Origin of the sequence: Flavobacterium sp. Sd200, assembly GCF_009826935.1 — a bacterium.
Lineage (GTDB): Bacteria > Bacteroidota > Bacteroidia > Flavobacteriales > Flavobacteriaceae > Flavobacterium.
On sequence record NZ_WUMN01000008.1, the window covers coordinates 38,427 to 52,588 of the forward strand.

Consider the following 14,162-nt stretch of genomic DNA (forward strand, 5'->3'; position numbering starts at 1 on the left):
TAGTTAAAAAATTTGGCTTTGCTATATTTTTGTTAATTTTAGAAAAAAATATGCCGTGAAAAGAAAACTACTACTAACAGCTCTTTTAATTTTATATTCATTAGGCATTCACAGCCAAATAAGTATAAGCTTATATGAGCAGTTTAACGGCAGGTATGATTTTACATATGTGGGCAACACATTAAACACCCACGCCAATACAGGAAATGACAATCCCTGCGAAATATTGACATCTTCATCGGCAAATCTAAATCTAACTTTCGGAAATAATATACTAAAGGCTTACCTATATTGGGCAGGATCAGGCACCGGTGACTTTGACGTTAAACTTAACGGACAGGATATTACAGCACAGCGGACGTTTCCTGTTATAGCCAATAACACTGATGGCATCAGCAGGCCTTTTTTTAGTGCTTTTGCCGATGTTACCGAATTAGTAAGCTCAACCGGTAACGGCACATATACATTATCTGATCTGGATCTTACCAGCATTATTAACATGAACACCACCCCTAACAATAATTTATATTGCAGGAACGGTACAAATTTTGGCGGATGGGTAATTGTAGTAGTTTATGAAAATAGTTCTTTACCCCTAAACCAGCTAAACTTATACGATGGGCTTGAGTTTATACCCTATGTTGTAAACGTTAGCCTGCCAAGCCTTAATGTTGTTGATAATATTGGGGCAAAAATAGGTTTTGTTGCCTGGGAAGGTGATGCCCCTCTTGATTATAACGAGACTTTGAGGATCAATAATAATGTATTGAGTAATCCTCCTTTAAATCCGCGCGATAATGCTTTCAATGGCACAAATAGTATAACACAATCTGACTCGCTTTATAATATGGATCTGGATGTTTATGATATTCAGAATTTTATACGCATAGGCGATCAAACAGCAGAAATACAGCTTACATCCGGAAATCAATTCGGGGCAGATTTTGTAATGATAAACGCTATTATTACAAAGCTCAACAGCCAGCTTCCCGATGCTACCATTACAGTAGAAAATATAATAAAGCAATGCTACTCGCGCGATATAGAAATACAATACACCATACACAATGTTAACAGCACCGAGATACTCCCGGCCGGAACAACCGTAGGCATTTATGTAGACTCCCAACTTGTTGCTGTTACGCAAACAGTGGCAGATATACCCATAGGCGGCAGCGAAAGTGGCACTGTAACCATTACTGTACCCGCCGCAACAGGCCGCGATTTTGAACTTTTCTTTTTTGTAGACCACCTGCGCACCGTTACCGAAACCAACGAAGACAATAACACCCTTACACTTAATGAAACACTATGGCTGCAGGATGCTCCGACAGCTGCAGATATACACGCCTGCCAAACAGTTTTGGGGAGCCACAGGGGTATATTCGATTTTTCCGGATATGCGCAATCCCTCATGGGCGCACCGGGCGATGTGGTTACATTTTACAGATCCCAAAACGATGCCCAAACACCCCGTACCCCTATAAGCCTTACAGAGGCCGCAGCTTTTTTAGCCACTGCTAACCCACAGGAAATATATGTTCGTGTAGAAGATGAGAACGGTTGTACCGCCTTTACATCGTTCACACTTATTACAGACGATTGCCTTTATCCTGATGCCACAGTATCGGCTACTGCCCTTCCTGCATGTGGCACGAGAGATGTAGCCATTAGCCTTACTGTTAGCAATACAGATGGTTTTGCAGCCTTACCTGCAGGTACACCTATAAACATATATGTGGGCACAGTACGTTTAACTACGGCTGTCACTACAGCCGCCATACCCATTGGAGGTTCGCAAACCCTAACGGTAAACGTTACTATTCCGGCTGGTGTGCAATCTCCCTTCGACCTCAATTTTATAGTAGACGAGAATAACACAATTATAGAGCGAAACGAGACTAACAACAGCTTTATACTGCCTGCAATACAGCTAAGAACATCGCCAACAGTACAACAACCGTTAAACCTTAGTGTTTGCGAAACAACCAGCGGCAGTAACATTGGCATTTTTGATTTTTCGGCTTATGAGCAATCTCTTAAAAATGTACCTACAGATGTTATAAGGTTTTATACCACCCAAAACGATGCTATTCTTGGAGGTAATAACTTTATTACCGATCCGGAAAATTATACCTCAAACGGCACTAACCCTCAAACCATATATGTAAGGCTTCAGGATGCAAACGGATGCTATGCCATTACCCAGTTTTTGCTTAATGTGAGGGACTGCCTTTTTCCTGACGCCACCATTACTGCCACTAACCTTATACAGGCATGTGACAGCAGATCTATTACTGTAACCTACACTGTTAGCAACCTCAATAGTTTTGACGTACTCCCGGCAGGAACAACGATTGGCATTTATGCAAACACACAACTGATAAGTACAACAGCAACAGCTGTTATTATACCTGTAGGCGGTAGCGAACAGGCTACGGTCACTCTTACCATACCAACAGGTATCCCGCTTAGCTTTGACCTTATATTCAGGGTAGATATTGCCAATACTGTCGAAGAGATAAGCGAAACCAACAACAGCTTTACACTGCCTGTACAACTATGGGTGTCTCCAACAGTTAGCCAGCCGCAGAATATAACCGAGTGCGAAACAGCCAACAACAGTAATATTGGCATTTTTGATTTTTCGGCCTATGAACAGTCACTTAAAAATAACCCTACCGATGTTGTTAGGTTTTACACTACTCAAAACGATGCACTGCTTGGTGGAAACAACAACATTACCAATCCGGAAAATTATACATCGAACGGAGCCAACCCACAAACCATATATGTAAGGCTGCAGGATGTAAATGGTTGCTTTGGCATTGCAACATTTTCGCTAATAGCAATAGACTGCCTTTTTCCTGATGCTACTGTAACAATAGACGAAATAATACAGCAGTGCGATAGCCGCGATATTACCGTGGTTTATACCGTACACAATTTTAATAGTTTTGATATTTTGCCGCTTGCAACCCCGGTAGCTTTTTATACAGGATCTACACTGCTTGGTTTAGCGAGCACTGTTGGTAATATACCTGTAAACGGAAGCCTTACAGCGGTTATTACGCTCAGTATTCCGGCAGGTATACCTTTAAACTTTAACTTAGTCGCTGTTGCCGACGATAACGGTACGGGGACAGGAGTAGTGGTAGAGAACGACGAAACCAACAACAGCAGTGCACCGTTTGCCGTTAGCCTGTGGGTATCTCCTGTATTAAGGCAACCTGCAAATATAACTGCGTGCGAAACCTTTAATGGCAGTGGTGTGGGCAGTTTTGATTTTTCGGCTTATGAGCAATCCCTTAAAAACACTCCTACTGACGTTATAACCTTTCATGCCACACAGCAACAAGCCATAAATGGTACCGATGATATTACGTTATCAAGCGCATACATAGCCCCGCACAACACGCAGATATTTGTAAGATTAGAAGATGTTAACAGCTGCTATGATGTTAAACCATTTACATTGATAATTATTGACTGTTATTTTCCGGATGCAACCGTAGTAATAGAAGAAGTTTATAAGCAATGTAATTCGCGTATTATACATGTACACTACCATGTAAGCAACCTAAACGGTACCGATGTACTGCCTGCCTCCACCCCGGTTGCCATATATGTAAACGGAAACTTTTTAGACTACACCGAAACTATTGAAGATATAGCTATTGGCGAAAGCGAAAGTAACTACATAACCCTTACTATACCTATAGGTGTACCTCTTGATTTTGACCTTACTTTTGTGGCAGATGATACCGGAGACGGCACAGGGATCGTTATTGAGACCGACGAAAACAATAACAGCTATACATTGCCAACTACGCTAGTGTTATCTCCTGTGCTACAGCAGCCTGATGATATAACATCCTGCGATAAAGGATACAGCACAGGGGCTTTTGATTTTTCTGACTATGCCGAAAGCCTGAAGAACTACCCTAACGAAACTGTAACCTTTTACAGATCGCAGCAAAGTGCTGACCAGGCAATAGACCCTATTTATAATACCACGCAATTTGTAAATGACACTAACCCTCAGCGCATATTTGTGCGACTTGACAACGGAACCTGCCATACTACAGCATCGTTTTTATTAAGAATAAAAAAGTGTGCTCCTACAACCTATAATTATGTAACACCTAACGGAGACGGTTACAACGACACGTTTTTTGTAGAAGGTCTGCGCAATATATTCCTGAATTTTAAAATGAATATCTACAACCGTTGGGGCAATCTTGTATGGACCGGAGACCACAACGAAGCCGACTGGAATGGTATTGCCGATGTGCAAAAAGTGGGTAATAAAGACACAACTGTACCAACAGGCACTTACTATTTTGTACTCGAATTAAACGATCCTGATTTTCCTGAGCCTATTGTTGGATGGGTATATGTAACCCAATAAATGATATAGAAAAATTCAAAAACTCTGAATACTAAAAACACCAAAGCCTGTAGAAAACTACAGGCTTTGGTGTTTTTACAATATGTGAAAATTATTTAGTTATTAGAAGCACTTTCTGCAGCGGCAGCTTCTGCAGCTTTAGCTTTTTTGCTTTTAAATTTCCTGTGCATTGGTATCTGCAAAACAGCGCTTGCGCCAATTCCCTGGGCAGCTTCAGGATTATACTCATAAATATCCTGTGGTTTTACTTTATACTTTTTAGAAATAAGCATAACGGTTTCACCAAGCTCTACAGTGTGGTTTAAAAACTCTTCGCCTTCCTTAGGCTCAAGCATTTTCTTTTGGTAGCCTGTTGTTTCAGGAGCATTCGCAGCCTGATTAGTTTGTTCCTGGGCAAATGCGCCAGTGCACGATAAGCCGATTAGTAAGGCGGCTATAAAGTATTTTTTTGCAATCATGATGTAGTTTAGTAAGTGGATAAATCAGATACCTAAAATTACGTAATTATACAATTTCAGTCAACATACTAAATCCAATTCTTACATTTTTGTATAATTACCAATCAGGCATAAATTTTTATGCTTTTAAAAAATTCAAATGTTAAATTTAAAAGCATAATATAATAAATTCACAAACAATTCGTTTCTCAAAATTATTATGCACGCATCACAAACTACTAATTTTACATACACTTAATACTAAACACAAAAAAACCGCACATTACTGCACGGTTTAGAGTTTTTTAAAAAGATTATTCCCACTCAATTGTGGCTGGTGGTTTGGAGCTAATATCATATACAACCCTGTTAACACCTTTAACTTTATTTATAATCTCGTTACTTATTTTCATAAGGAATTCATAAGGTAAATGCACCCAATCGGCAGTCATACCATCAGTACTTTCTACAGCACGAAGGGCAACCACTTTTTCATACGTGCGCTCATCGCCCATAACCCCAACACTGTCTACAGGCAGTAGTATAGCACCCGCCTGCCAAACTTTGTCGTAAAGTCCGTGATCTTTTAATCCCTGAATAAATATATAATCTACTTCCTGTAGTATCTGTACTTTCTCCGGTGTAATATCACCAAGAATCCTTATAGATAATCCCGGTCCAGGGAACGGATGGCGCCCCAAAAGCTCAGGGTCAATACCTAATGTTGCTCCTACCCTGCGCACTTCGTCTTTAAACAGCATTCGCAATGGTTCAACCACCTGAAGCTTCATAAAATCAGGAAGCCCCCCCACATTGTGGTGCGATTTTATAGTTGCCGATGGCCCTTTTACTGAAACCGACTCAATAACGTCAGGATATATAGTGCCCTGTGCAAGCCATTTAACATCTGTTAGCAAATGTGCTTCATCGTCAAATACCTCAATAAACACACGACCAATGGTTTTGCGTTTTGTTTCCGGATCAGAGACACCTGCAAGCTGAGAAAGGAAACGTTCAGATGCATCTACACCTTTTACGTTCAATCCCATATCTTTATATTGGTTCAACACGCTCTCAAATTCATTTTTGCGCAGCAAACCGTTATTCACAAAAATACAGTACAAATTCTTGCCAATAGCCTTATTAAGCAATACGGCAGCCACAGTAGAATCTACCCCACCCGAAAGGCCAAGCACTACTTTATCGTCCTGAATTTTAGTTTTAAGTTCGGCTACAATATCTTCAACAAAAGATGTTGGTGTAAAACTCTGCGGAACTTGTGCAATGTGTACCAAAAAGTTTTCCAGCATTTGCTTTCCGTCTGTGCTGTGGTACACCTCAGGATGATATTGTATTGCATAGGTAATTTCGCCATCTATCCTGTAAGCAGCATTAGCCACGTCTTTAGTACTTGCAAGTACCACACCGCTAGCCGGAAGTTTTTTAATGGTATCACTATGGCTCATCCAAACCTGGCTGTTAAGGCTTACACCATTAAAAAAGGCTTCGCCCTCTTTAATATACGACAGGTTTGCACGGCCATACTCGCGAATATTGCTTGGTGCTACCTCGCCACCGTTAAAATGGGCAAGATATTGCGCACCGTAACATACAGCAAGCAAAGGCAGTTTGCCGCGAATTTCTGAAAGGTCAGGATGCGGGGCATCTTCAGCCCTGACAGAAAAAGGACTGCCCGACAGTATTACCGCTTTATAAGTTGAAAGATCTGTAGGTGGGTTATTGTAAGGGAAAATTTCGCAGAAAATGTTTAACTCGCGAACCCTGCGCGCAATAAGTTGTGTGTATTGCGACCCGAAGTCTAAAATAAGTACGTTGTGTTGCATGTGCAAAAGTAAATCAAACTGTTGAAATTTGAAAATAGAATTTTATAAAGATTTTTAGATTTTAGATAAGGGATAACAGAACATAGAATTTAAAATGCCGGAGCTATTGAAAATATGCAGTATCCCTCCAAAATAATGAAATGAAACCGGAATCAAAAACATACATCTCTTTGTTTTTGGATGTATCTTTATAAAAAAAATGACACATTTTGAAAATCAACTTTGGAGCAAAATTCTGAATTTTGAATTTGACGCCCCAGAAACTAAACTAACCTTTAAAACGAGACTGGCGAGAGAAAACGGTTGGACATCCATCTACACCAAACGGGTAATAGATGAGTATAAAAAGTTTATCTTTTTATGCTGCACTTCGGCAGAGCCCATAACTCCTTCAGACCCTGTAGATCAGGCATGGCATCTGCACTTAACTTACACCAAATCTTACTGGCAGAACCTTTGTCGTGACACATTGGGAATGGAAATTCATCACAACCCAACAAAGGGCGGTAAATCAGAACAGCAAAAATTCAGTATATCATACAAAAAATTATACGAATTGTATACCGAAAAGTTTAATTCGCAACCTCCAACCGACATCTGGCACGATGAAAAAATCCGTTTTTCAGATATTGACTTTGTGAGGACTAACAAAGCTAAATATTGGATTGTAAGAAAACCATCGGCAAAAATAAGATCACTTATAATGCAATTGTTTATAACAGCTTTGGCAATGTTGTTCATCCAGGCATCTGACAGTTTTGGATTCCTAATAATATTCATAACCATTATTCTCTTTAATATATTCAGAAAAAAAGGCAATGGTAATGGAAACGAAAACGGATGTTCATCTTTCAGTTGCTCTTCTGACAGCAGCTGCTCGTCAGATGGAGGAGACAGCGGATGTAGTGGATGCGGCGGAGGCTGCGGTGGTGGCGACTAATTTTATTTTAAATATTATTTCAATTTGTATTGGCGCGAGCCAATTTTTTGTTTTATATAAGCTTCATTACTTCCTTGCCCTTACACCTCTTCGACCAACGGCATTAAAACCCGTTTATCTACACATTTCTGCCATTGAACTATAGCGATAATGGTTTGAACTTAAAGCCTCTTTCCGTGTGTTAAATGTATGGTATTTTTGACTTAACAATCAGCCAATTGAGATAAAATTAAGGCTAACCACAAGTAACTTTATACTACAAAACGCAAGGATTATGAAAAAGATATTTACAATATTAGTATTCCTGATGGTATTAGGAGCTAATGCACAGCAAACTGAAACCGCAATGCCGGACTATGCCCTTATACAAAAAAACATTAGCGATAAAAATTCTCCTTTATATTTCGAAAAGCTTTACAACCGTTATAAAAAAGGAGACAGCACCCTTACTACAGAGGAAAGCAGGCATCTTTATTATGGCTACGCACTTATGCCTAAAACCTATGACAAAGCTTTGCTTAGCACAACACATGCAAGCCTTAATGATATCCTGAAAAAAGAAAATCCTACCACTGCCGATCTTACCGATGTTATAAAATATACCGCAGTACTATTAGAGGCCAACCCATTTAGCATTACTATAAAAAAATACCGTCAGTACTGCCTTATGCAGTTGGAGCTATACAAAGACGCTAAAATTGAGCGTGCACAAACTGATATTATTATAGATGCTATTTTGAGCAGTGGCGACGGAACTACCAAACAAAACAGCATACACGTAATAGATGCCACCAACGAATATGAGCTTGTAAGCATTTTAGGCTTTGAACCCGTTGGCGATGAATATGCTACAAACGGCCAGTACGACTATTTTGCAATAAACCAAAACATGTACAATTTGCCGGGTTTATACTTTGAAGTTTCGGGTCCAAAAACACAGGTTACAGGCCTTTAAAATACACGCCTTTTTCATGAAAAAAGTCCGCCCAAATTTGTGGCGGGCTTTTTTGTTAATACCCACCATGTTATTGGCTATAAGATAAAATAATGTAAATTCGCAGAATGATGACACATGACGATATAGAGAAGGTACAACAACTGCTTACCACCCCTAAAAAAATTGCAATTATACCCCACCGCAACCCTGATGGAGATGCCATGGGTTCTACGTTGGGTTTATACCATTTTTTACAATTACTTGGGCATGAGCCTACCGTTTTGATAGCTAACGAATTTCCTGATTTTTTAGCATGGCTTCCGTCATCGGATACTGTAAAGGTTTATGAAAGGGATACCGAAACATGCAACCGCATTTTACAGGCCGCAGAACTTGTTTTTACACTCGACTTTAACACCCTGAGCCGCACAGGAGACTTTATGGCCGAAGCATTGCGCAGACTTACAGTGCCGTTTATAATGATAGACCATCATCAAAAACCGGATGATTATGCTGTTGTAACCTTTAGTGATACCAGCTATGGCTCTACCTGCGAAATGGTATATCATTTTATTCAACAACTGGGGCATGGCAACCTGCTTAATAAAACCATTGCTACCTGTCTTTACACAGGTATCGTTACCGATTCCGGTTCTTTCCGTTACCATTCGACCACAGGAACAACACATCGCATTGCGGCAGAATTTATAGACCTTGGCATAGACAACAGTGCTATACACAGCCTGCTGTTTGACAATCATTCCCATAATCGCATACAAATTTTGGCAAGGGCTTTGCAGAACATGAAAGTATTGCCTGCTTATAAAACATCATACAGCTGCATGAGCCAGGAAGAGCTTAACAGCTTTGGACATAGCAAAGGCGATACTGAAGGTATTGTAAACTATGGCTTGAGCATGAAAGATATTGTTTTTACAGCCTTTTTTACCGAAAACAAAGACGAAGGCATTATTAAAATATCGTTTAGGTCTAAGGGAGATTTTGACGTTAATGCTTATGCAAGACAACATTTTAGTGGCGGAGGGCATATAAACGCGGCAGGTGGCAAAAGCACCGAATCGTTAGAGGCTACCATACAAAAATTTATTGCTACATTAGCACACACAAATATAGAGTGATGAATATGAAGAAGGTATATATATTGGTATTTGCAACTGCAGCAATTTTGATTGCAGGCTGCTCTCAGCAACAGGCGCGCAGGCCACTGTCGCAAAGTTCGGGTACGTTTATGCGCGAGTCTGTAAAGAGAAATAAAAAGCTTATTGCAAATGAAGAACAGCAAATAGACTCTGTTATTAAGAACAACCCCAATGCAAAATATATAGCATCGAGCAAAGGATACTGGTATCGCTATGACGTAGAAGTTACTACCGATACTGTAACCCCAAAACGCGGTGATGTGGCTTATTTTGATTATGAAGTTAAAGACATAAAAGGCAATGTAATATACAGCCAGGCCGAACTTAAACCACAGGTATATCTTGTAGACAAACAAAATATAATGATGGGGCTTCGAGACGGTATAAAATTATTGAACAAAGGTGAAAAGGTAACCTTTTTATTTCCGTCTCACATGGGCTATGGCTATCATGGCGACAACGATAAAATTGGCATTAACCAGCCGCTAATGTGTACCGTTACACTAAACGACATTAAGCCCGAAAGCGGTGCTGAAACCACTGTAAAAGAGAATTAATTTAATATAAATGAAACCAATGACAAGTCTGTTTTTAAGCTTAGTAGCACTTTTATTTTCCTGCAAGAACACACCACCGCCAGACTATGGCAAATTAGGCGACGGGCTTTATGCCGAAATAGAAACCAACAAAGGTTTGATAGTTGTACAACTTGAGTATCAAAAAACACCGCTTACAGTGGCTAACTTTGTTACACTTGCCGAAGGAAAAAACGAAATGGTAGAAGCAAAATACAAAGGCAAACCATTTTATGACGGCCTTAAATGGCATCGTGTTATCAAAGATTTCATGATACAGGGAGGTGACCCGGCAGGTAACGGATCGGGCGGACCGGGATATAAGTTTAAAGATGAAATAACCGACCTTAAACACAGTGGGCCTGGCATACTTTCTATGGCAAATGCAGGTGCCGGAACAAACGGCAGCCAATTCTTTATAACACACAAAGCTACCCCTCACCTGGATGGTCTTCATACTGTTTTTGGTCACACAGTGCAGGGCATGGATGTTGTTAACAACATAGAGCAAAACGACGATATTAAAACAGTTAAGATTGTACGCGTAGGTAAAGACGCTAAACGCTTTAAGGCAGACAAAGTATTTAAAGAATATTATGAGAAAGCGGCTGCTGAGGCAAAAGCCAAAGCAGATGCGCTTGCAAAAGCAAAAACCGATAAACTTGCATTTTTTGCCGAAGCTAAAGCCACAGGTACAAAAACTGCCAGCGGACTGGTATATAAAATACTAAAACAGGGTGCAGGGCAAAAACCTGCTGATGGATCTGAAGTATTGATAGAGTATTCAGGTTATCTTGAAAATGATGCGTTTTTGTTCGATTCGAGCATTCCACAAGTAGCTAAAGATATGGGCAACTACATCCCTCAAAAAGATGCAGCCGGATACTATAAGCCAATACCTTTTACCATTGGTACAAAATCAGGAATGATACCGGGCTTTATTGAAGGTATAGAAAATATGAAACTGGGCGATAAAGCTATTATCTTCATTCCGTCTCACCTTGGATATGGAGAAAGAGGTATGCCACAGGGTAAAATTCCAGGCAATGCAAACCTTGTGTTTGAGCTTGAAATGCTTGCAAAATAGCATTATCTATCCAAAAAATAAGAAGGGATTCCGGCAGCGGAATCCCTTTCTTATTTGAGTTAAAAGTAGAATTGGATATAATAGTTAAAACTTCCAGTCAAACTCATCTTTACTATTTATAATAGCACCAAGTTCTACACGAATAACCTCTCCAAATTCTACACGAAAAATGGCCCAATTAGCTTCATTAAAATAATTATCTTCAGAGTCATACGTTTCTTTATCAAAGCCTTTAATACCTTTTTCTTCTAATACCTTTTTAAGGCTTTCCCAATTTTGGCCTAAAACTTTTACAGAAAACAGTTCAAGATCAGGATGTGCTGCAATAAGGTAACCAAGCTTAAAATCTTCATCTGCATAAAACGTAAGTCTTATCTTTTCTTTGTTATACAGGTAAATAGTATTTTTGTCGTCATCCTTAAATTGGCGCGTAGGCTCACCATAAATGGCTTTAACGTCTTTTTCCTTCATACCAAACACAAGTTGGCCAATACCCGATTTTAAATTTATTTTCATATTATATGTTGCAGGCAATAGGTTTATTATCAGTAATTGCCTTTATTTTAGCGCAAATTTAGCAATTAAATTCCATCAGCCGTTTGAATAAATAAAAAGAGGCTTATCTGAATTTTCTCAAAAAAGCCTCTTTTTATTATATCTGGCATTACCTTACTCGGTAAGTGTAAAGTTATATTTAATTGTTCCTACCTGAGCCGCTACAGAGCCCTTATCGAACTTTGTATTCAATGCCGCCTGTTTGGCCTGGTCGAAAAGACACTGTGCAGAGTTTGTTGTGCCCCTGCCTCTTTCTGCCTTAATTACTTTACCACTATCATCAACAGTAATTTGTATAACAACTGTTCCCTGCTCATTACAGGTATATCTTGGAGCCGGCTTTGTTAGCACTTTGCGTCCGGCAAGATTGTAGTTACCTACACCCGTGCCTCGTCCCGAACCACTGCCACCGCCAGAGCCACTTCCGCTACCCGGACCAGTACCTGTTCCGTCTCCGCTTCCGTTACCGCCGCCACGGCCTCCGCCGCTACCGCCATCGCCGTCATAACTACCACTGCTAAGACTGCCTGTGCTCTTACCTTTATTTCCGGCTACACCATCATCGCCATCGCCTCCTTTAGCGTTTCCGTTGAGTAGGTTAGACAATGCATCGCTTGTAGACTTAGAAGGCTGCGGAGCCTTTACTGGTTGCGGTTTAGCATCCTCCTTTTTAGGCTCTTTTTTAGTTACAGGCTTAGTATTGGCTATTGCAGGCGCATCTTCAAGATCGCTGCCAATAATCTCTTCTTCGGGAGCGCTCGCAACCGGAGGCTGCTGTTTGGTTGTTTGTTTAACCTCAAGCACCTCACTCTTAAAATCGGCACCGGAACCCACATCACTATCACCAAAATTAACGGTAACACCGCCGCCACCGCCGCCGCCTTCAAGGTCGGCCAGTTCTGTTTTTTCAGAATATTTAATCAGGATAAGCGCCAAAAGCAACAGCCCGAATATGAGGGTAGTTGCAATTAACGATTTTTTTTCCTGTTCTGTATATGCAGCCATCAATACTATTATTTTGTTGTGGCAATAGAAAATTTCAGTTTATTCCTCTGCCCTATCTGTAAAATGTCTACCATATCCTGCACCTGCAGGTCCTTAGGAAGCCTTACAATAACCACGTTGTCTCCACTCTGTGCCAATTTAGCCATAAGTGTGCCTTCAAGCTCTTCAAAGGCAACAGGCTGTTTGTCTACAAAATATTGCTTATCGGCAGTAACCGAAATGGTTGTATGCGCCTTATCTGTTGTTTTGTTAGAATCTGCCTTGGGCAAAGCAAGGTCTATAACATTGGGGTTTGCCAGTGTAGATATAATAAGGAAAAACAACAGCAGGAAGAACATAATATCGCTAAGGGCGTGTGCTGCAACCTCTGCATGAAAACGTTTACTTCTCCTTACTCTCATTTTCCGGTCGTTATTATATTAACAAACTGTATAACCTGCTTTTGCACTTTAAGTGAAAAATCGTCAATGATCATGTTGAAGTAGTGATACCCTGAATAAGCAATTACACCTACAATAAGACCTAAACCAGAACTGATCATCTTTTCGTAAAGACCACCCGAAATACTTCCGATACTGATATTCTCAGTAATCGAAATGGTATAGAATATCTTGATAACCCCCGATATGGTACCAATAAATCCAAGAATGGGTGCAATACCGGCCACAAGACCCAACCACCCCAGTTTCTTCTCCATCTGGCCAATCTCTACATTGGTGGTTTTTTCCATAATACCTTCGATCTCGCCAAGTGGCCTTCCTATGCCAACCAGGCTAATACCACTCTCAATAATATTACCATAGGCCGTGCCCGAACGTGCTGCTGCCATTTGCGCTGCATCTACCTTGCCGGATGTTAAATGCGTCCTTACATCGTCTATAAGCCTTGTATCTTCTTTAGCAACCTTTTTATAGTAAAGTGCCCTTTCTATAATTACATAAAGAGTAAAGAACAGTAACAACAAAATTGGGGCTACCATTACACCACCCTTCATGAGCAGCGAAAAATAATTAACAGATTCTTCGGTCGATGTTGCAACGGTTGCAGTACTATCTGTAGCAGCGGCAGGGATGGTATCCTGCAATAATAAAAATAAGTTTGTCATGTTTTGCTTTTAGTTGCTATAGTGTATTTGGCTTTAAACAGGCAAGCCTGCTTTTAATGGATAACGAATATATGCTTTTTTGAGTATGCAAAAAAATAAAAAACCT

At 40.2% G+C, this 14,162-nt stretch carries 12 protein-coding genes; 6 read left to right on the forward strand and 6 right to left on the reverse strand.

The features are described 5' to 3' along the window. Window positions 1-55 precede the first annotated feature (55 nt). Window positions 56-4,411: a CARDB domain-containing protein gene (locus tag GR160_RS17010; protein ID WP_160751099.1), complete on the forward strand. Its 4,356-nt coding sequence runs from the start codon at window positions 56-58 to the stop codon at window positions 4,409-4,411. A gap of 95 nt (window positions 4,412-4,506) precedes the next feature. Here GR160_RS17010 and GR160_RS17015 read toward each other — a convergent pair whose 3' ends face one another. Together GR160_RS17015 and guaA are read right to left on the reverse strand one after the other, a co-directional pair. Continuing rightward, window positions 4,507-4,869 carry a LysM domain-containing protein gene (locus GR160_RS17015; RefSeq protein ID WP_160751100.1) on the reverse strand — a complete coding sequence of 121 codons (363 nt, stop codon included), beginning with the start codon at window positions 4,867-4,869 and terminating at the stop codon, window positions 4,507-4,509. Between the two features lie 293 nt (window positions 4,870-5,162). Beyond that, window positions 5,163-6,692, reverse strand: coding sequence for a glutamine-hydrolyzing GMP synthase (guaA, locus tag GR160_RS17020; protein ID WP_160751101.1), 1,530 nt, complete (start codon window positions 6,690-6,692; stop codon window positions 5,163-5,165). Between the two features lie 199 nt (window positions 6,693-6,891). On the opposite strand from guaA, the gene GR160_RS17025 reads away from it, so the two are divergent. The 5 genes from GR160_RS17025 (at window position 6,892) to GR160_RS17045 (ending at window position 11,391) form a co-directional block, all read left to right on the forward strand. Next, on the forward strand, window positions 6,892-7,632 hold the full coding sequence (locus GR160_RS17025) for a hypothetical protein (RefSeq protein ID WP_202390809.1): 741 nt from the start codon (window positions 6,892-6,894) through the stop codon (window positions 7,630-7,632). A gap of 274 nt (window positions 7,633-7,906) precedes the next feature. Further along, window positions 7,907-8,587, forward strand: coding sequence for a DUF4919 domain-containing protein (locus GR160_RS17030; RefSeq protein WP_160751102.1), 681 nt, complete (start codon window positions 7,907-7,909; stop codon window positions 8,585-8,587). 107 nt (window positions 8,588-8,694) lie between these two features. After that, window positions 8,695-9,708, forward strand: coding sequence for a bifunctional oligoribonuclease/PAP phosphatase NrnA (locus tag GR160_RS17035; RefSeq protein WP_370519232.1), 1,014 nt, complete (start codon window positions 8,695-8,697; stop codon window positions 9,706-9,708). Between the two features lie 5 nt (window positions 9,709-9,713). Next, window positions 9,714-10,286 (forward strand): gliding motility-associated peptidyl-prolyl isomerase GldI, encoded by a 573-nt coding sequence (gene gldI, locus GR160_RS17040; RefSeq protein ID WP_160751103.1) that lies wholly within the window; start codon window positions 9,714-9,716, stop codon window positions 10,284-10,286. 19 nt (window positions 10,287-10,305) lie between these two features. Further along, the gene (locus GR160_RS17045; RefSeq protein WP_160751104.1) at window positions 10,306-11,391 is read left to right on the forward strand and encodes a peptidylprolyl isomerase; all 1,086 of its coding nucleotides are present in this window, start codon (window positions 10,306-10,308) and stop codon (window positions 11,389-11,391) included. Between the two features lie 84 nt (window positions 11,392-11,475). Here GR160_RS17045 and GR160_RS17050 read toward each other — a convergent pair whose 3' ends face one another. The 4 genes from GR160_RS17050 to GR160_RS17065 form a co-directional block, all read right to left on the reverse strand. Beyond that, on the reverse strand, window positions 11,476-11,907 hold the full coding sequence (locus GR160_RS17050; protein WP_160751105.1) for a hypothetical protein: 432 nt from the start codon (window positions 11,905-11,907) through the stop codon (window positions 11,476-11,478). Between the two features lie 153 nt (window positions 11,908-12,060). Further along, the gene (locus GR160_RS17055; protein ID WP_160751106.1) at window positions 12,061-12,951 is read right to left on the reverse strand and encodes an energy transducer TonB; all 891 of its coding nucleotides are present in this window, start codon (window positions 12,949-12,951) and stop codon (window positions 12,061-12,063) included. Window positions 12,952-12,959: 8 nt separating this feature from the next. Beyond that, entirely contained in the window at window positions 12,960-13,352 is a 393-nt protein-coding gene (locus GR160_RS17060; protein ID WP_160751107.1) for a biopolymer transporter ExbD, read from the reverse strand. Beyond that, window positions 13,349-14,056 (reverse strand): MotA/TolQ/ExbB proton channel family protein, encoded by a 708-nt coding sequence (locus GR160_RS17065; protein ID WP_160751108.1) that lies wholly within the window; start codon window positions 14,054-14,056, stop codon window positions 13,349-13,351. Before GR160_RS17065 ends, GR160_RS17060 begins: the two co-directional genes overlap by 4 nt. Between the last annotated feature and the right edge of the window lie 106 nt (window positions 14,057-14,162).

What these genes read in the sequence shown, in the direction of transcription:
- GR160_RS17015 (WP_160751100.1), bottom strand. Translation starts at nt 4,869, where the DNA reads ATGATTGCAAAAAAATACTTTATAGCCGCCTTACTAATCGGCTTATCG.
- guaA (WP_160751101.1), bottom strand. Translation starts at nt 6,692, where the DNA reads ATGCAACACAACGTACTTATTTTAGACTTCGGGTCGCAATACACACAA.
- GR160_RS17025 (WP_202390809.1), top strand. Translation starts at nt 6,892, where the DNA reads ATGACACATTTTGAAAATCAACTTTGGAGCAAAATTCTGAATTTTGAA.
- GR160_RS17030 (WP_160751102.1), top strand. Translation starts at nt 7,907, where the DNA reads ATGAAAAAGATATTTACAATATTAGTATTCCTGATGGTATTAGGAGCT.
- GR160_RS17035 (WP_370519232.1), top strand. Translation starts at nt 8,695, where the DNA reads ATGATGACACATGACGATATAGAGAAGGTACAACAACTGCTTACCACC.
- gldI (WP_160751103.1), top strand. Translation starts at nt 9,714, where the DNA reads ATGAAGAAGGTATATATATTGGTATTTGCAACTGCAGCAATTTTGATT.
- GR160_RS17045 (WP_160751104.1), top strand. Translation starts at nt 10,306, where the DNA reads ATGACAAGTCTGTTTTTAAGCTTAGTAGCACTTTTATTTTCCTGCAAG.
- GR160_RS17050 (WP_160751105.1), bottom strand. Translation starts at nt 11,907, where the DNA reads ATGAAAATAAATTTAAAATCGGGTATTGGCCAACTTGTGTTTGGTATG.
- GR160_RS17055 (WP_160751106.1), bottom strand. Translation starts at nt 12,951, where the DNA reads ATGGCTGCATATACAGAACAGGAAAAAAAATCGTTAATTGCAACTACC.
- GR160_RS17060 (WP_160751107.1), bottom strand. Translation starts at nt 13,352, where the DNA reads ATGAGAGTAAGGAGAAGTAAACGTTTTCATGCAGAGGTTGCAGCACAC.
- GR160_RS17065 (WP_160751108.1), bottom strand. Translation starts at nt 14,056, where the DNA reads ATGACAAACTTATTTTTATTATTGCAGGATACCATCCCTGCCGCTGCT.